The 18,110-nt window shown below is 54.1% G+C and carries 17 protein-coding genes; 11 read left to right on the top strand and 6 right to left on the bottom strand.

Going from position 1 to position 18,110, the window contains the following annotated elements:
* Nucleotides 1-42: 42 nt before the first annotated feature.
* Genes QLH52_RS15470 through QLH52_RS15455 form a run of 4 tightly spaced genes read left to right on the top strand, consistent with a single transcriptional unit; the run spans nucleotide 43 to nucleotide 2,148 of the window.
* Nucleotides 43-447, top strand: a complete 405-nt coding sequence (locus tag QLH52_RS15470; RefSeq protein WP_033156982.1) for an MbcA/ParS/Xre antitoxin family protein — start codon at nucleotides 43-45, stop codon at nucleotides 445-447.
* On the top strand, nucleotides 447-1,145 hold the full coding sequence (locus tag QLH52_RS15465) for an RES family NAD+ phosphorylase (protein WP_319962163.1): 699 nt from the start codon (nucleotides 447-449) through the stop codon (nucleotides 1,143-1,145). Before QLH52_RS15470 ends, QLH52_RS15465 begins: the two co-directional genes overlap by 1 nt.
* A 9-nt stretch (nucleotides 1,146-1,154) precedes the next feature.
* Nucleotides 1,155-1,631, top strand: coding sequence for an MEKHLA domain-containing protein (locus QLH52_RS15460; RefSeq protein WP_033156980.1), 477 nt, complete (start codon nucleotides 1,155-1,157; stop codon nucleotides 1,629-1,631).
* A gap of 40 nt (nucleotides 1,632-1,671) precedes the next feature.
* Nucleotides 1,672-2,148 carry a CreA family protein gene (locus QLH52_RS15455; protein WP_033156979.1) on the top strand — a complete coding sequence of 159 codons (477 nt, stop codon included), beginning with the start codon at nucleotides 1,672-1,674 and terminating at the stop codon, nucleotides 2,146-2,148.
* Between the two features lie 14 nt (nucleotides 2,149-2,162).
* Here the strand turns inward: QLH52_RS15455 and QLH52_RS15450 are convergent, their stop codons facing one another.
* The 5 genes from QLH52_RS15450 to QLH52_RS15430 form a co-directional block, all read right to left on the bottom strand.
* Nucleotides 2,163-4,088 (bottom strand): ATP-binding protein, encoded by a 1,926-nt coding sequence (locus tag QLH52_RS15450; protein ID WP_101052865.1) that lies wholly within the window; start codon nucleotides 4,086-4,088, stop codon nucleotides 2,163-2,165.
* Nucleotides 4,085-4,594, bottom strand: coding sequence for a YfiR family protein (locus QLH52_RS15445; protein ID WP_033156977.1), 510 nt, complete (start codon nucleotides 4,592-4,594; stop codon nucleotides 4,085-4,087). The genes QLH52_RS15450 and QLH52_RS15445 overlap by 4 nt, the downstream gene beginning before the upstream one ends.
* Nucleotides 4,595-4,611: 17 nt before the next feature.
* Nucleotides 4,612-6,642 (bottom strand): TonB-dependent receptor plug domain-containing protein, encoded by a 2,031-nt coding sequence (locus QLH52_RS15440; protein WP_033156976.1) that lies wholly within the window; start codon nucleotides 6,640-6,642, stop codon nucleotides 4,612-4,614.
* A 302-nt stretch (nucleotides 6,643-6,944) separates the two neighbouring features.
* The gene (locus tag QLH52_RS15435; protein ID WP_033156975.1) at nucleotides 6,945-7,790 is read right to left on the bottom strand and encodes an aldo/keto reductase family protein; all 846 of its coding nucleotides are present in this window, start codon (nucleotides 7,788-7,790) and stop codon (nucleotides 6,945-6,947) included.
* A gap of 287 nt (nucleotides 7,791-8,077) precedes the next feature.
* Nucleotides 8,078-9,793, bottom strand: coding sequence for a rhomboid family intramembrane serine protease (locus QLH52_RS15430; RefSeq protein WP_319962162.1), 1,716 nt, complete (start codon nucleotides 9,791-9,793; stop codon nucleotides 8,078-8,080).
* A gap of 572 nt (nucleotides 9,794-10,365) precedes the next feature.
* Here QLH52_RS15430 and QLH52_RS15425 point away from each other — a divergent pair.
* The 6 genes from QLH52_RS15425 to QLH52_RS15400 all read left to right on the top strand — a co-directional run bounded on the left by QLH52_RS15425 (nucleotide 10,366) and on the right by QLH52_RS15400 (nucleotide 16,679).
* Nucleotides 10,366-12,855, top strand: a complete 2,490-nt coding sequence (locus tag QLH52_RS15425) for a hypothetical protein (protein WP_319962161.1) — start codon at nucleotides 10,366-10,368, stop codon at nucleotides 12,853-12,855.
* Between the two features lie 6 nt (nucleotides 12,856-12,861).
* Nucleotides 12,862-13,197: a J domain-containing protein gene (locus QLH52_RS15420; protein WP_205452297.1), complete on the top strand. Its 336-nt coding sequence runs from the start codon at nucleotides 12,862-12,864 to the stop codon at nucleotides 13,195-13,197.
* Nucleotides 13,194-13,844: a nucleotide exchange factor GrpE gene (locus tag QLH52_RS15415; RefSeq protein WP_319962160.1), complete on the top strand. Its 651-nt coding sequence runs from the start codon at nucleotides 13,194-13,196 to the stop codon at nucleotides 13,842-13,844. The genes QLH52_RS15420 and QLH52_RS15415 overlap by 4 nt, the downstream gene beginning before the upstream one ends.
* 17 nt (nucleotides 13,845-13,861) lie before the next feature.
* Nucleotides 13,862-15,601: an Hsp70 family protein gene (locus tag QLH52_RS15410; protein ID WP_319962159.1), complete on the top strand. Its 1,740-nt coding sequence runs from the start codon at nucleotides 13,862-13,864 to the stop codon at nucleotides 15,599-15,601.
* Entirely contained in the window at nucleotides 15,598-16,005 is a 408-nt protein-coding gene (locus QLH52_RS15405) for a hypothetical protein (RefSeq protein ID WP_319962158.1), read from the top strand. The genes QLH52_RS15410 and QLH52_RS15405 overlap by 4 nt, the downstream gene beginning before the upstream one ends.
* A gap of 203 nt (nucleotides 16,006-16,208) precedes the next feature.
* Nucleotides 16,209-16,679 carry a hypothetical protein gene (locus tag QLH52_RS15400; protein ID WP_319962157.1) on the top strand — a complete coding sequence of 157 codons (471 nt, stop codon included), beginning with the start codon at nucleotides 16,209-16,211 and terminating at the stop codon, nucleotides 16,677-16,679.
* 11 nt (nucleotides 16,680-16,690) lie between these two features.
* Here QLH52_RS15400 and QLH52_RS15395 read toward each other — a convergent pair whose 3' ends face one another.
* A complete protein-coding gene (locus tag QLH52_RS15395; protein WP_319962156.1) occupies nucleotides 16,691-17,440 on the bottom strand; it encodes a zinc ribbon domain-containing protein in 750 nt (249 codons plus the stop codon).
* A 147-nt stretch (nucleotides 17,441-17,587) separates the two neighbouring features.
* On the opposite strand from QLH52_RS15395, the gene QLH52_RS15390 reads away from it, so the two are divergent.
* Nucleotides 17,588-18,109 carry a GNAT family N-acetyltransferase gene (locus QLH52_RS15390; protein WP_319962155.1) on the top strand — a complete coding sequence of 174 codons (522 nt, stop codon included), beginning with the start codon at nucleotides 17,588-17,590 and terminating at the stop codon, nucleotides 18,107-18,109.
* The last annotated feature ends 1 nt before the right edge of the window (nucleotide 18,110 follow it).

The raw sequence follows: 18,110 nt of genomic DNA, 5'->3' as shown, positions 1-18,110 counted from the left end.
TTATTTTAACGTAAAGTTTAGATAAGTTGTTTTGGAGGGCTTATGTTGTCAACAGCTCATGTGCAATTACCGGCCGACAGCGCGCTGGTGGCCGGTGCGGCTTTACGGACTTTTTTTAATATCGCCGATGCCTGGGGTTTGAATGTCGAGCAGGCCATGGTTTTACTGGGGCTGGATTCGCGCAGCACGTATTTTAAGTGGAAGAAAAATCCGGAAAGCGCCAGTCTTAACGCCGATAAATTGGAAAGGTTGTCTTACATCTTTGGGATTTATAAAGCCTTGCAGATTTTACTGCCCAAGCCGGCAGCGGCGGATGGCTGGCTGCATCAAGCCAATCAGGCCGCGCTGTTTTCCGGGCAAACCGCCTTGCAACGCATGTTGTCCGGGCGGGTGGCGGATTTGTATGTAGTGCGCCAATATCTGGATGCGCAGTGCGGTTGGGCCTAATGGCGGTAGCGAAAATCAGTCGGATAGATTGGCGACCTTGCTGGCGCCTGGTGCCTAGCCGGTTTCCGCCGACGGGTTTGTTCGATAGGGTGGCAGACCCGGCTGATCTGGAAGTAGTGTTCGCCATTGAAGCGCTGACTAACGACAGGCTGCGCGACGAAGCCGGCGAAATCAGTTTGGTCGCCGTGGCGGACCGAATTGCCGGGCCGGGGACTACGCCGATCATGGCCGCGTTCACGCATTTAAATCCGGAAGGCAGCCGGTTTTGCGACGGCAGTTACGGCGTGTATTACGCCGCCAAAGACATCGATACCGCGATAGCCGAAACCCGTTTTCATCGCAGCCGGTTTCTGGCCGCGACCCGACAAGCGCCGATTGACATCGACATGCGCAGCAATGCCTCGGATTTGAATGCCGAGCTGCACGACATTCGCGGTCGGCAAACCGAATTACCGGAAATTTACGACGCCGACACCGGCAATTACGCCGCCGCGCAGGCCTGGGCCAGGCAGTTACGCGCGGACGGTGCGGATGGTATCGTCTATTCCAGCGTGCGGGCGGCGGGCGGAGAATGTGTGGCGGTGTTTAAACCGCGTTTGCTGGCGCCGGTCAAGCAAGGCGCGCATTATTGCTATGTGTGGGACGGCAGGCAAATCAGCGCGGTTTATAAAAAAGAACTTTACCAGCCCGGTGTGTAACGGATAGCCATGCTCGATTTGCCAGTACCCAGCCAAGAAAACGATTTTTACGAAACCCATATCCAATTGCTGCTCCAAAGCTATCAGCAATTGCTGGGCAAGCCGCTGTTGGAACAGTCCGCAAACATGGCGCTGGGCCGGCAAGTCTATGAAGCCGATTTTGCCCTGTTGTCGCATAACACTGCTGCCGATCCTGTATTCAATTACGCCAACCGCACCGCACAGGATTTATTCGAGCTAAGTTGGCCGGAATTTATCGGTATGCCTTCGCGTTTTTCGGCGGAGCCGGTCAATCGTGAAGAGCGCGAGCGACTATTGAATCAAGTGACCAGCCAGGGCTATATCGACAATTACAGTGGCGTGCGGATCGCCAAATCCGGCAAGCGTTTTTTGATCGAGCGCGCGGTGGTGTGGAATGTCCACGATAGCGCGCAACGCTATGTTGGTCAGGCGGCTTGTTTTAGCGACTGGCGCTTGTTACCCTGAGTCTGACCCTTTCCATCTACTCACTGTCTGCGAGAAATTTATGCTGAAAATATCCTTAAAACATAGCGGCCGCTTATGCTGTGGCTTGTTGCTCATGCTGGCGGGCGCGGCGCAGGCCGATGAAGTGGGTTGCGTGACCACGGCCTGGAAACTAATCGGTGCCAATCACAAGGTTTGTGTCGACGCCTTTGAAGATCCGAAAATCCCTAACGTGATTTGCCATATCAGTCAGGCCAGATCGGGGGGGATTTCCGGCGGCTTGGGTCTGTCGGAAGATCCGTCGGAATTTTCGCTGGCTTGCCGGCAAACCGGGCCGATCACATTGCCGGCCAAACTGAGCACGGAAGAAACCGTATTTTCGGAGAGCACCTCGCTGTTTTTCAAGTCCACCAACATTACCCGTTTATGGGATGCCAAGCACAACACCCTGGTTTATCTGGCGATTAGCCGGAAAGTGATCGAAGGTGCACCGGCCAACAGTGTGTCGACGGTGCCGGTGATGCCTTGGGGTAAATAGGGCGTTGATTAATGCTATCCCAGGTCCAAAGGCTGGTCGGTAACCGGTTTAATCCATTTCAATAAGGTTTCGTAAAGCGTGGCCGGTAGAATCGGTTTGCCGATGAAGTCGTTCATGCCGGCGGCCAGACAGTGCTGATGATCGCCGTGCATCACGTTGGCGGTCATCGCAATGACGGGTAGGTCGCGGCAAGCCGGGATTTGCCGTAACAGCCGGGTGGCTTGATAGCCGTCCATCACCGGCATTTGTACATCCATCAGCACACAGTCGTAGTCGTGATGCCGCAGCTTGTCCAAGGCCAGTTCGCCGTTTTCGGCAATATCCACCTGTAATTGCGCTTGTTCCAACAGCTCGATGGCGACGATGCGGTTGATTTCGTTATCTTCCACCAGCAACACCCGCCGCCCCTGCAGCCGCGCCAATTTTCCGATGTCTATGCTGGTACGGTGACGGCGGATTTGGAAATTACGGATGGTATTCAAATCGGTGGCGCCGAGCAGCACATTAAAGGTAAAGGTGGAACCGACGCCGGGTTCGCTGCTGACCTCTATCGTCCCTCCCATTTGTTCGATCAGCTGCTTGGAGATAATCAAGCCCAGGCCGGTACCGCCGTAGTTGCGGGTCACGCTGCTGTCGCCCTGGCTAAAAGCCTGGAACAATTTGGTTTGCTGTTCGGCGGTGATGCCGATGCCGGTGTCGCTGATGGCAAATTGCAGACGCACCGAGTGCGCATCGCGGCTGATTTCGCTGAAACTGACGGTTATCTCGCCGTGCTCGGTAAACTTGATGGCGTTGCCGATCAGATTGATTAACACCTGCCGCAGCCGTTGCGGATCGCCGATTACCGCGTGATACTCGCCGACCGGCGGCCTGATCAGTTGAATCCCCTTGTTCGCGCTGAGTTGCAGCATGGTGGAAAACACATGCTCCAGCATCTCTTCCAGCAGAAAGGGTATGGTCTCCATCTGCATTTTGCCGGCTTCCATTTTGGAGAAATCCAGAATGTCGCCTATCAGTGTCATCAAGGACTGCGCGGACGATTCCACCCGTTTCAGATATTCGCGTTGTTTAAAGCTCAGTTCGCTATTCAGGCACAGCTCCACCAAGCCGACAATCGCGTTCATCGGCGTGCGGATTTCATGGCTCATATTGGCCAGGAACTGGCCTTTGGCCTGATTGGCGGATTCCGCCTCCCGCTTGGCGAGCTCAAGCTCCTGCGTGCGGCTTCGCACCTGGCTTTCCAAGTCGGTCTCGTGCGCCTGGATTTGCGCCAGCATATTATTAAAGGCTTCGGCCAAATCGCTGATTTCGTCGTTACCGGCATAATCCGAGCGCCGGCTGTAATCGTGGTCTTTTTCGATTTGCCGCGCGGTATTAGCCAATTTCAACAGCGGGCCTAAAAACGAACGTTGCAAGCGCTGCACATACAAGGCCACCACGCTCAAGGCGATCAAGATAATACCGGTGTTAATCAGGGTATTGAACAGCAAGGAGTGGTAGGCGCGTTTCAGGTCGGCAACCAGGGTAATGTGGCCGACAATCTGTTTATTTTTATGCAAAATCGGCTGCGTGATCTGCCGGGTTTTCGATAGCCAGGCCGGCCACCAGCCGTGCCAATTGCTTGCCGGTTTTGCGTAACGGACCAGCGTGACCCCGCTGGGGGTTTGGATTTGCCCGGCGATGATGTCCGGATCGTGGGCCAGCGCATCCAATATTTCCTGGGCGGTTTGATTGTCGTCGAACAACAAGGCAAAGCTGCTGTTTTGGCCGATCATATTGGCGGTCAAGGTCAATTTTTGCCCAATGTTCTGCTGCAAAGCCGAATATTCCCGAATCGACAGCGATACCGTCGCCACCATCAGGCTTAACATCACCATCACTCGCAGGATTTTACCCAGCTTGCGGCTGATGGAAATGCGAGGATCTGTTGACGCTGTCATTCTATTATTTCGGCCATCCGCAGTAATTTCGAACTCAGCTTTAAATCGGCTGATTTCACCGCCGCTAAATTTACCACCAGTTTTAACCTGTTGTCGCGCAACGTAAATTGCACCATACCCCCGTGGTTAGCAAAGTTTTCCACGTCGCCGACCAACAACACGTGATGCTGCCGGGCTTGCTCGGCTAATACCGGTGTTAAGCCGGCCAAGTCGCTTAGAAACAAGATGCTGCATTGGGTGATGTCGGGGGCGTCGGCCAAATTGACATGCACCGCATTACCGTTGATTTGCTGGCCTTCCAAAACCGGCAAGTAGGCGCGTAACAGGCTGCGGCCTTGCAAACAAATCGTCACCGGCTTGGTCGTCGGCCATTGCGCCAATTCTGCAAAATGGAACAAATAGGCAGTCTTTAATTGAAACTCGCGGCTTTGGCTATTTTCCTCCGCGTGCGCGAAACCGGCGAACCAAACGCAGACACTGAGTAGCAAAAGGGTGTGCAGACGCATTGGCGCAATCAACCGTCTTAAAAATGCCAGGAGATTTGCGCCAGATAGCCGCGTTGAATCTGGCTGGCGACCGGTATGTACAGCACGTCGCTGAATTCAGGATGTTGATCATCCAGCAGATTTTGCCCGCTTATCGATAACTCCAGATTTTTGTGCGGATGCCAGCCCAGGCGTAAGTCCAAGGAGATATAGGCCGGAATGCTGCGTCTATCGATATACAGTTCATCGACATAGCGCGCCCAGGCATCCAGTTCGATTTCGCTGGTCAGGTTGTACAAAGAGCGCAGTGAGAGATTGTGTTGCGGATTGAAATGTTCTTCGGTGAGTGGATCGCGAAACCAGGGCTGGTTTTTATCGTAATTGACCGAGAATTGGTTGGCGCTGTAAGAGGCTTGTAGCCGCCAATCGTGGTTTACCCGGTAATTGACCGCCAACTCCAGGCCGTAACTGTCCACTTGCCGGTAATTGGCCACGGTGGCCTGCTTGATGTTGCCGTACGTTGGGTTGTTATAGGTCACACTGGTAAATTTAGTGCCTTGCATCCGGTCATAGATGTTGTAAAACAAGGCGCTGTCGATATCCAGACTAGTGGAAACTTGCCAACGCCAGCCCAATTCGTAGGCCAACAGATTTTCGGTCAACATGTCCGGGTTGGCTTTGGCTTCGAAAAATCGGTTGGTATCTGGGATTTGTTTGAATAAACGAATGCTGTGTTGGGCCCGATTCGGCAGGACCACGGCGCGCGACACCGCGGCCCACAGGCTGTGCTGCTTATTGGGTGTCCACAGTAGCCGGGCGTTGGGCTCGGTTTCCCAGCCGGTGAAGGTGAAATGCTCCACCCGGTTGCCCAGCGTTAGGGTCAGGTCGTCGGTCAAGCCGATTTGATCCTGTAAAAATACCCCGACATTGTGCTGCGTTAATTGCTCGGGTTCGAAACCCAGAGTCAGCGTGTTATCGAAACTATCGGAGATATTTTGATAGTTCACCCCCCACATCAGTTTGTGGTTGTCGATGATGGCCGGCAGGGTGTGTTGAAAGTCCAAATCGTAATGCGAGCGGCTCATCCGATTCACCGCCAATTGCCATTCGGTTTGGGTAAACGCCATATTCAGTCGCCAGTCGTGGCCGCTGTCGGTGCGATGAGACCAATTGCCCTGCAAACTGCCGGTCACGCCGTCCCTGCCAAAGTCGTCGTTTTGCCACAGCGGTGCTGTCGTCGAGGTTTTACCGATATAGTAGCCGCCCAACCGGTAGCGGGAGACGTTGGCTTCCACCATCAGTTTGTCCTGGGCGCTGAGTTGGCTGTCCAGGCGAAAATTGGCGGTTTCGGTATCGCCGGTGTCGTGGGTGTCTTGCCTGCCGGCCAGATCGATGCTGGCGTCGCGCACCATCGTACTGATCGTGCCGCGCAGAAAGGTGGATTCGGATAATTTCTGGCCGTAACGAATCCCGCCGAAGCCGCGTTCCTCGGTGCCACCGCCGGCATTAAGCAAACCGCCCTGAGTATCGCGAGCCGAACGGGTGATGATGTTGATGGTGCCGTTCACGGCATTCGCGCCCCACAAACTGCCACTGGGGCCGCGCAACACTTCGATGCGTTCTATATCCGGCAGCGACGGATTTTGCTGGCCCCAATAGACCCCGCTGATCAGCGGATCATAAATGCTGCGGCCGTCTATCATCACTTGCAGCTTGTTGGCATATAGATCGTTAAAACCGCGCGCGCTGACCGCCCAATTCCAGGCGTTGATTTTAGCCACATTCATACCAGGCACCATGCGCAGAACTTCCGGCAAGCTGGTGGCGCCGGAGCGGCGGATGTCTTCGGAAGTGATTACAAATGCTGCGGCTGGGCTGTCTTTAACCGTTTGTTCCTGCCGCGCCAGACTGGATACTTCCAGTTCGGTGAGTTCCTCCCAACTTAGCGGCAGCAATTCGTTGGTCGCTTCGATGTCGGCTGGATTGCCTTGAGCAAGCACGTTGGCATGCACCAGGCAAAGCCCGCTGCATAGGTAGGCAAATTGACGCAGATAACGGTTAATCAGCATGACATTTGGGCTTGAAGAGGCAAGGTTCCCGTTATTATAAAAGCCTTAACCGTTAACTGGGCAAATCAGTTGATGATGGGTCAGGTCAATAGAGATCCATTACAAACTTGGCAGCTTGTGGGATTTAATAAAAGCTTCTCCCCCAGGGGGTATCGTAAAAGAGGAGTTTTGTTCCTTCTCCCTTCGGGAGAAGGTTAGGATGAGGGTTATAAAACAGTGACTTACCGCCGTTCTATAAGCCTCTGCCGGGGGAGAGGCTTTTTTTGGGAATTGGCTGTTGAGTCTTAGCGCCATCGAAACGCTTAAAGCAAGGCCTCCACCGCCGCGCATTCCGCGCTACTCAACTCAAACTCGAAAATAGCCAAATCCTCGCGGATATGCTCGGCGGATGTGGTGCCGGTTAACGGCACGATGCCGTTCTGCGTTAAATAGCGGAAGAATATCTGCGCCGGGCCGCGCAGGTATTTTTCCGCCAGCGTTTTCACAGCCGCGTCAGCCAGGATTTTAGGATTGGCCGTCAGCGTCCAGAAGCTTTGATAAACGATCTGCCGCTGCCGGCAAAACGCCCGCAGCTGTTTGTCGTAGCCGGTATCGGCATAAAACCGGTTCTGCAATACGGCCGGTTTAACCGTCGCGTTGTCGTACAAAAATTGGAATAATTTCGGATCATAGCAATTGCTGATGCCCAGTTGCTTGGCGCCGCCGCTTTGCTGGATAACTTCCAGCGCTTGCCAAACCTCCAACAACTGCCCGCGATCCGCCAACGGCGAATGTAGCACCAGGCCATCCAGATAATCGGTTTGCAGATTTTTTAACGACACTTGGAAGGATTGTGCGACTTGCTCGGGCAGACCGGCTTTGGGGTCGTAAGGGATGCGTAACGGATCGTGGCCGTTCAGCGGCGTGTACTTGGTTTGCAAATATAGCTCGGAACGCTGCAAGCCCAACTTCCGGCAAGCCGCCAGTACACCTTCGCCAACCCCTGCCTCGTGATAATGCTTGGGCTGACAAGCCGTGTCAATGCCGCGAAATCCCAGCGTTAGCGCCTGTTCCACCAGCGCGGCGGTACGCTCCTGCTTCCAGGCCGTGCCGTAAATAATGCCCGGCATACGCACGCCGGCGGAGAGAATAAAGTCGTTGCTGCTCATCACGGCTCCCGAAAAAGCCTTGATCTTCGGTGATAGCGGCCTGGGCGTCAATTACTGAGGCTACTAAAATCCGGGATTGTTGAGTGAGCTTAGCGTGGGGTGATGGGTTGGGTGCTTGATATTGTCGGCTGAGTTCGGCCAAAGGCAGACAGATGGTTTTTCTGACGAAGGTCTGCTGATAGATCTATAACCGCCAGACGTAATCCCAAAAAGGTGCGGCCACCTATAGGTTGTGCAGAGCTATGCGAGGCGCAACAATCACGAACGGTGCGCCTGACGGCAGCACCCTATAATCTGCGCACCTTATGGCCTTCATGCAATATGCGAGCTGTTATTGCCTTTAACTTGTCTTTGATAAGGGTCGCACGTTCAAGATCGGTTGGCTGAGTTTTACCGCTTCCAGGTTTTTGAAAGGGGGCGAGTTCGAAGATCGATACTAACAGGGCTGTTGATAGTTTCATCTCTTGTAACATCTGTAATCGCTGATCCGATTCCGCTAGTCTGACTTCTGATAATTGTTGTATCGCTTGTTTTAAGCCTGAAAGGTAAGTGTTTTTGATCTTTGAGTTCAACTCCGCTGCGGACATTTGGCCTCTGCGAAAAGTAACTATGTCGAGATCGAGTAAAACAAGTTCATGAAAAATACTATTAGCGCCCTGCACCAATAAGGCTTGATTTTTTAGCTCTGATTTAATGTTCAATGTTGCCTGGGGCGACATCGAGACTAAAGCTGTTGTAGCGATAACCGTCGACGACAGGCCTATTATTAGGTGTTTTTTGACGCGGTGTTTGAAACTTTCCATGTCCAAGCGTTCCGGTAACAGTAAACCCAATAAGCAACCAGTTAGCATACCGCCGATATGCGCCGCGTTATCAATGCCGCGATTGATAAATCCATACAGCAAAGCATAAAAAACAAACAACACTATGCCGCTCAACCTTCGTTTACTAAAAATTTTTGGTAAGCGCTCCCTGTGTTGATACATACCAACCATTAGCGCAATAGTAACGCCTAACACAGCCCCGGACGCACCTGCGGAGACTGCGTATTGCGCACCAAAATAGAGGCTGAGCCCATTGCCGATCAAACCGGAACCTAAATAAATCAGTGTAAAAGGCAGATGACCGTATATACGTTCCACCACCCCACCAACGACATATAGCCCCGCCATATTGATGCCTAAATGTATCAGGCTACCATGGAGAAACATGGCGGTTGCCATTCGCCACCATTCGCCACGTTGAACATCAAATGCAGTATTACCGCCCCAACTCAGTAGCTGCTCGGGTGGCGTTTGCTCTATTTTCGCCCCGGTATGCCACATTGCAATCCAAACCAATACGTTGACACCAATTAGCAACCAGGTGATCCACGCTATGGGAGCATAAGCCTCCAACTGATCATGAAACGCTTTTTCCTCGGCAAGCGGATTAGTGGCGAAATTGTTGGCCGATTGACTGGCGCTAGAATTACCAGTGGATTTGCTAGTTGATTGAGCGAAACCCAAACGCTGATTGATTATTTCCAGCAACTCGATTTGATCTTCTGCAGACAAAGACGATATAGGTAGCACTGGTCGCGCGGGGTTAATGCCAGTCCAGGTCATAGAGTCATCAATAACGCCTACCAAAGCTTGCAATCTGAATTGAATGAAAGGCATGTTCTTGAATTTGGAAACATTCGCCTCCACCAACTCGCCCCAGCTATGCCGTTTAATTGCGCCCGCAAACAGTAGCGATTCTATGTCATCGTCATCCAATGTGATAATTGGTTGGTCGTAGGGTAAACGGCGTTTAAGAAAGCTATCGAATATCGCCACAACCACATATGTGAAAACAATCGGAAGCCAAAGACTGCCGTATTCGTGTTTCTTGCTGATGACAATAAGAAATACCCAGGAAGCAACCAGCCACCACCACAAGCTGTTTCGATATTTGGCCAAGGGGCTCTTGGGAGATGCATAAAATTGTTTGTTGGTTGTTGCGGATTGAGTTCTGTGCATGACGACCCGTTGTTGATAGTCTGCTCCAATTATAGGCAGAGGAATTGGAGAAATGTTGGCCTTGAAATATGCGATTACGTGAGCTAATCGTGCTTACATTTTGAAGGACGGCTTATTTCCCATTTGCTGCCCTGCAATTTAATCTTATTTGTCGGCTTAGGGGCGAGTCCGCCGACCCAGCAAAGCTTCGACAGCAAATGATAGTTTGTTTCCCGTTTCGCTTTGGCTTGGACTCTCAAACCATCGGCCGGGATTCTCGGAAAGTCGGCTTGGCTCCTTGAAAGATCCACTTTGACGAGCAAAAAATCGAGGTGATACTTCCGCATATCGCTGGGGTACTTCGGGAACTGGACGAGGTCGCTCGGAAGGTCTAAGGGCAGCTTCGCAAGTACCCTGTTGATCTTCCGAAGTAAGCCTTCGGTGTGGCGTCGAAAGCCACCCAGGCCCAAGCGCTGAGCCAATCAAGAGAACTCGGATCGAATCAGCATCTTGATATGAAAGCATAGCAGGCGGCATATGCCGTTGCTGTTTTATAATGCCATTTTGAAGCATGGGCTATTGCCTGCACAGCCATGAAAAAAATCATCCAGAAAATTTCCGCCGGGCTCTCGGAATCGTCGTTACCGGAAAAAGCGCAGGCGCACTATGCCGCCGGGCGCTATAAGGAAGCGAGCGATTTATTCAAGGAACTGTTAAAGCAATCGGCCGACGCCGAAACCAAACGCTGCTTGGCCGATTGTTATCTGCAAAGGGCCAGGGGAATGGCGGCCAAGGCCATGTTCAAGGAAGCCTGCGTACTTTGGGAAAATTACGCGGCTAACGCGCAACCACCGCTGCAAGCGCAAGACGCTTACCTGTTGTGGCTGTTGGCCGGCAAAAACGAGCGCAAAGCTTACGCCCTATTGGATGGGTTGAATGCTCGGCAGTTGGACGAAGAGTTTCCGGTGCTTTCGGCATATCTGGGGATGCTACTGGTTTCCGGGGACACGGAGTTGTTGCCGCATTTGCCCCAGGATTCCGCATTGCTCAAGCATTGGGAGTGTGTATGCGCGGCGCTGGCGGCTTATCGCAACGGCGAGCGGGAACGTTGCGAGCAGGCCTTGAAACCATTGCCGTTTCGTTCGGCGTTTCGCGATTTGCGCACTTTGCTGAAAGCCCAACTGCTGGAGGGCGCGGACATCGAACAAGCCCCGGCCCTGTTAGCCAAAATCCCCGACGAATCACCCTATCAACCGCTGGCTAAGGCCTGCTTGGCGTATCGGCAATCCGGCGCGGATTTCGTCGCTAGCCTGTCGAGTCTGGAACATAATCAGCGCCGCATCGTTGCTCAGGCCAAAGGTCTCAATGCCCGTCAGAGCCAGTTATTGGAAGCGCTGGTCAAACTCAACGGCCAGCCCGACACCAAGACCCGCTTCAATCTGGTCCTACAATATCGTGACTTATTTGGCAACGCTGCCGCGCAAGCCTATTGCCTGGGGGCATTGGCCGAGTATCCGGGCGGTGAAAAAGACTATTTCAAACACTTCGCCAGCAAGGACCCGTTCGAGCAAAACCGCGTGCAGGCCTTGTTGCACGAGCAAGCTGAAAACGCCTACGACGCCGGTTTTTTTTGGCAACGCTGCATCGATATTCTGAAACAAGACCGGCCGGCCAATGACCGAAAAATTGCGTTGATCCTCAGACGTATGGCCGACAAGGCTTATTCCGGCGAAGCGGCGGTGATGTTGGCCGACAGCCTGGAGTACGACCCCGACGACCGGCAAAGCTATCTGAAACTTTTAACGATTTACCATGAACAGCGGCCGGACCCCGCTCAATACGAACACTGGTTGGAACGCGGCTTGCAACGTTTCCCCAACGATAGCGATTTGCTGGTGCGGGCGGCCCAATCGGCCGCCGCCCGAAAAGCCTTTAAAAAGGCGGCGGCTTACGCCAAAGCCTTGTTGCAGATCGATCCCGTGAATACCTTGGCTAAACAGCTATTGTTTGCCAATCACATGGCCCATGCCCGCCGCTTGGTGAAAGCCGAGAAATTTCATTTGGTGGAAAAGGAAATTCAAGCGGCCGAACAATTAACCATCGATAAAAGCCTGCGCCGCCAAGCGGAGTTGTTGCGCGGATTTTATCTGTGGCAGGCCGAGGACAAAGCCCAGGGCTTGCAACGCATCGCCGATACCCTGGCAAGCCTGTACGACGATCCGGTTAATATGCATGTGCAGGCGCAGATCGAAGCCGGATTGCTGGAACTGCCGACACAGGGGCTTAGCCGCGCGCTGCCGGCGTTTAAGGACTATCTGCTGTCCGCCCCGCAATTGCAGCGGCTGATCGGCTTGCTGGATTATTACGACGAGCAATTGGACGATAACAGCCTGTTGCTGAAAGCCCTGGACAAAGTCAAAGCGCCGCTGAAAAAGTCGGTGGAATGGCTACTGGACCATGAAGCGCTGCTGCTCGCCTGGTGCCAGGCTTTAGAGAAGGTCGGCCATTACGAGCTATTGAAGCACTGCGCCAAAATGGCTCAGGCCCGCCGACATACCCCGGCCTTGATGTATTACCGGACGCTTGCCGAATGCCAGGGCGATGCCAGCCACTTGGATTTAATGAGCTTATACCGCTTGAAAATTGGGTTGGCAGACGCGCGGGCGGATAACGACAACAGGACCGCCGGGTTGATCGCGCGCCTGCTCGAACGGGTCAGCGGCACTCCCGAGCCGCTCGAAGATGAAGCTGAAGACTTCGACCAGCCGTCAATCAGCGACGATCCGATAGAGGACTTGTTCGGCCCCATTCCGGATGCCATGTTCAAGCGCATCGAAAAGAAAATCGAGGAGATCATGCGCAAACGCGGTCCCGATTATTTCGCCGCCCAAATTATGCGTCAATACGGCGACCAGCTCGGTCAGCAACGTCTGGCGATCTTGTTTATGAACCAGGATTTCCTCTGGTCGGTGGCTATACTCGCCGGCGCGGAGGAACTTAAGGTCGAGATCGGCGTCGGTTTCGACGACATCGTCGCGCGATTTGAGAATAACTCCCCGCAATATTCACTGCCTTTCAATTGAGTATCGATGATTTCACCGTACCGTATTCTGGGCGTGCCCGAACAGGCCACCGACGCCGACATCAAACAAGCCTATTTGCAGCGGGTCAAGGACAATCCGCCCGACCGCGATCCCGCGCGCTTTCGCGAAATCCAGGAGGCTTTCGAAGCGATCAAAGACCAAGACCGCCGCTTGCGCCACGCATTGTTTGCTATGCCGCGTGTCGAATTCGACACGTTGCTGGCGCAAGCCTTCGGCCAATCGGCTACTGGCGAGACTATGCCTGTGGACGATTTCCTAAAGCTGGCGAGCACGCTGACCATCGAAAAATCGCTCGCTCAATTGACTAAAACGCCATCATGACCACCGACACCCCGCAAGACGAGTTGCTGACAGCCTTGCAGCACTATCTACAGGAAACCGACTTCGCCCATCTGACCGCAATCGACCAACCGGATTTGACCGCCCTATTCAGCGATTTGGCCGGCTTGAAAACCGAAGTCAAAGCCGAGTCGCGGCAATTTAAAGCCACGCTGGATAGTTTGAGCGAGGCGGTTTCCACGCTGAAAGCCGACAATCAAGCCTTGGTGGACGAACTGGCGAAAGCCAACGAACGCCTGCAGCAACAACGCCGGGAGGACGAGCGAGCCCTGCTGCGGGAATGGCTGGATATATACGACCGGCTCGATGCCGGCTATCGGGCCGTGCGGCAGTATCGGCCGGTCGATGGCTTGTTCCGGCATTCCAAACCACAAGACGTGCGCTTCATCGCCAGCGTCGGCGAAGGCCAGGAAATTACGCTGAAGCGTCTGGAACAGATGCTGCAACGCCGGCGGGTGTTTGCTATCGATTGCGTAGGTCAGCCCTTCGACGCACGGACCATGGCGACCATCGCCATCGGCAACGATCCCGCGCAGGCAAACGCCGTCGTGCTGGAAGAACTGCGCAAGGGCTTTTTAATCGACGATCAAGTGCTGCGCTTGGCGGAAGTCAAGGTCAACAAACTTTAAGCATTCAGGGAACACACATGAACGACATCATCATCGGCATCGATTTAGGCACCACCAACTCGGAAGTCGCCATCGTCGAAAACGGCAAGGTCACCGTGATCGCAGACAGCGACACAAAAATATTGCCGTCTTTCGTCGGGCTGGACGATAACGGCGAGATTCTGGTCGGCGCCAGCGCCCGCAACCAATACCTGATTTATCCGGAGCGCACCGTCAAGTCGATCAAGCGCCTGATGGGCCAGGATACCCGAGTCACAATGGCCGGCCAGTCGTACACGCCGCAGGAAATTTCCGCGATTATCCTCAAGCGTTTGAAGGCGATTGCCGAAGCCTATGTCGGCCGGCCTATCTTCAAGGCGGTGATTACCGTGCCGGCCTATTTTTCCGACGCTCAGCGCCAGGCAACCCGCGAAGCCGGCGAAATCGCCGGGCTGGAGGTGGTGCGGATGATCAACGAGCCGACCGCCGCCGCGCTGGTGTACGGCGCCGGCCAGCTCGAAGCCAAACGCATGCTGGTTTACGACTTGGGCGGCGGCACCTTCGATGTGTCGGTGGTCAGCGTGCAGAGCGGCGTGGTCGAGGTGCTGGCCAGCCATGGCGACAATCACCTGGGCGGTGACGATTTCGATCAACTGATCGTCGAGCGGATTTTGGCGCATATTCGCCAGCAACACGGCATCGAAGTCGAGCCGCATAGCAAGGCGATGGCGCGTATCGTGCGGGCGGCGGAACAGGCGAAACTGGTCTTGTCCGACGCGCCGTTTGCGACCATAGAGGAAGAATATTTGCTGGAGCGCCAAGGTACGCCGCTGCATTTGACGATGGAATTGGCGCGTTCGGAATACGAAGATCTGATCGCCGACCACATCAACGCCACGTTGGACGCTACCCACATTGCACTGAAGGGCGCGAAACTGATCGCCTCCGACATCGACGAAATCATACTGGTCGGCGGCTCGACGCGCACGCCGTGCATCCGTGAACGCCTGTTCGAGGAATTCGGTTTCGAACCGCACGGCGAAGTCGATCCTGACTTGTGCGTGGCGATGGGCGCGGCGATGCAGGCGGCGATGATCAACGGCGAGGACATCGGCACGGTCTTGGTCGACGTGACGCCTTACACCTTCGGCACTTGCGCGGTCGGCTATCTGGATGGCATGCCCTATCCGTATCAATACATCCCCATCGTGCATAAAAACAGCGTGTTGCCGGTGCGCAAGTCCGAAGCTTTCGAAACCTTCACCGACAATCAACGCGAAGTGAACGTACGGATTTTTCAAGGCGAGGACCCGGATGCGTTGAACAACGTCGAAATCGGCGAATTTTTGGTCGAAGGCTTGTTGGACGTGCCGGCCGGCAACATCATCACCTTGACGCTGGACCTGGATTTGAACGGCATCTTGCATGTGTCGGCGCGGGAAAAAGCCTCCGGCAAGGAAAAAGCCATTACCATCAACAACGCGATTTCCCGCTTCGATAGCGGCGAACTGAGCAGCGCCAAACAGCGTATCGACGGCTTGTTCGGCAATTCGGCCGCTGGCGAGGCGGATTCGGTTCCGGAAAGCCAGGCCCTGGCTGCCGCGCGGCAGGTCATCAAGAAGGCCGAAGCCTTATTCGAAACCGTTTCCACCGAAGACAAGGAAGACATGGTGGATCTGATCGAAGCTATCTCGACGTGTCTCGAAAGCGGTGACGAGGTCGGTCTGAAACAGCCGGTCGAGCGCTTGAACGACATCCTCTACTACTTGGAATCGTGATACCGCGCTGCCCGGCTTGCAACGCCCGGCTCGGTGCTGACACGCTGTGTCCTCGCTGCGGCGCCGAGTTGCAGTACATCTTCCGTAGCCAACGCTTGGCCGAGCAGTGGCTAGGCGTCGCATTACAAACCACGCGGGCCGGACGCTTGGCTATCGCGGTGCCGGCGGTGCTGCGCTCCTTGAGTTTCAAGCAAACGCCGGCAGCCAAACTGTTACATGGCTTCTTGATCCAACAGTTGTATCGGGCGCTGTACGAAAATTTAGGCCGGCAGGATTGGCAAGAAGCGCGTGGCATGCTCAGTCTGTTACAGATGTTGCAAGCTGACAATGAAACCTTGCGCCGATTTGCCGAGATGATTGCCCAGTTGTCGGCGCAAGCGGAATCAAATCATAGTGTTGATTAGGCTGTTAGCGGATTGCCGCTAAGCTACGCATTCCGGCTATTCAAACTTATTACCCGGTCCTGAATACCGTTCGCTTTTATGCCCTTGAGGGTACTGAGTTTGTCGAAGGGCATACCAGCGATAAACCGGGCCGGATTAATAAATTGGCGACAAGCGCAAGTGCGCTTGGTTATAGTGTCTGAGTCCAACTACGGGAAATAATCGTGAAAAAACTCCTGCTTACGCTGCTGGCCATCCTGCTGATCATCGAGGAATGGTTGTGGGATTTTCTGTCGGCTTGCGGGCACTATCTGGCGCTGTTGCTGAGGCTGGAAAGTGTTGAGCGTTGGTTGGCGCAAACCTCGCCGGCCATGGCCTTGCTGGCATTTACGATTCCGGTATTGATCGTCACTCCGCTGAATCTGGCTGCGCTGTCTTTGATAGTGCATGGCCTGTTGTTGCAAGGCATTTTATTGGAAGTGTTCGCCAAGTTGCTCGGTACCTTGCTGGTGTCGCGGGTGTTTAAATTGACCAAGCCGCAGTTGCTGACCTTCGGACTTATCGCTTTTGTTTATCACACCGTGATGGGTTGGCTGCAATGGGCGCACGCCAAGATCGTCGATACTGAAATCTACCAGTGGTCGCGGCAGGTAAAAGCGCAGGTTAAGGCCAAAGTGAAAGCGTGGTTGGGCTAAATTCTTTCCCGTTAATCGGTTTTCGCGCCAGTCAGCTTTTGCCGCTGTTTGAACAACACGTAACCGCAACTGATCAGCGCCGCTATCATCAACATCGCACCGATTAACTGCGCGAGTTTAGCCAGCGCATGATCTTGGGCCAACAGCCCGGATTCGGTCAGTAAATATTCCCAATCGTGAAAACCGTATGGCGCGGAGTGGCCGAAATTGCCGCCCAGCAAGGGCAATTGTCCGGCGCGGGCGTCGTTGATATACGGGGCAATATCCAGAAAATTCTCGCCCACCCACCATAAACACAAGCCGGCGCCGAACGGATCGCGGGTTTTTAGCAGCAAGGTCAACATGCAAATCGTCGGCATCAGAATTTGGCCGAGGGTGCCGCCCAGCGAGGTGATAAATTGCCCGAACGGCCGGAAAATCACATGGCCGGCTTCGTGAAACGGCAGGTTGACCAGATGCAGAAACGATGCGCCGGCCGCATTGCTGGCCAGACCCGGCGTAATCAGCAACCAGCTCCACAGCAAAAATCCTGGTAATAATAGGCAGCGGCCGATAAAGATGGCTTCGTTGTCCCGGTAGGCGTCGTCGCCAAATAGCGTGTCTGCGGGGGCTTCAATAGTAATGACAACTTGCGAGCGTTCCGCCGCCGGCATAGGTGTATCGCCGTGGTATTTGTAATATTTGGCAAAGACGATGCCGCAGTGCGGGCAGGTTTCCTCCGCGGGCAGCACATCCCGATGACACTTTGGGCATGGCTTCATGTTGGGGCTCCAGGCTTGGTGGGGGAAGATGAACGTAGGTTATTGCCCATAAACCTTAGCAGCAAGGCTGGGATTTTTTCTGCTTCGGCAAGGTATTATTTGTGCGTAAGGTAGTTTGCCGAAGCAGCGAGTTTTTTGAGGTTAATCATGTTGGAACTGACATTTACCAGAGCCAAACCGGCTGATGCCGAGCAATTGGCGGAGTTTATCAATGCGGCGTATCGCGGCGAATCCAGCCGGCAGGGCTGGACCACCGAAGCCGATTTGCTGGATGGCCGGCGCACCGATGCGGCGGATATTCTGGACTTAATCGCCGGTGCGGGGTCTATGATTTTGCAGTGTCGGCGGCAGGGAGATTTGTTAGGTTCGGTGCATTTACAAAAAGTCGATCAACAGGGGCATATCGGCATGTTGGCGGTCGCGCCGGCTATGCAAGGTTTGGGGATTGGCAAGCGTTTGTTGGCGGCGGCGGAAGCAGAGGCCGTGCAAACTTGGGGAGTTAATCATTTGGTGATGGCGGTGATCCCTTGTCGGGCCGAGCTGATGGCGTTTTACGAACGGCGCGGCTATCGGCGTACCGGCATCAGCAAAGCGTTTCCGATAAATCCCGAGATGTGGACACCAAAAGTGGCGGATTTGTCTTTGGAGTTACTGGAAAAGTGCCTGTAAG

It is taken from the genome of Methylomonas defluvii (assembly GCF_033949435.1).
Classification (GTDB): domain Bacteria; phylum Pseudomonadota; class Gammaproteobacteria; order Methylococcales; family Methylomonadaceae; genus Methylomonas; species Methylomonas defluvii.
The sequence above is the reverse complement of the archived record's forward strand: the minus strand, read 5'-3'. Positions and strand labels throughout refer to the sequence as shown.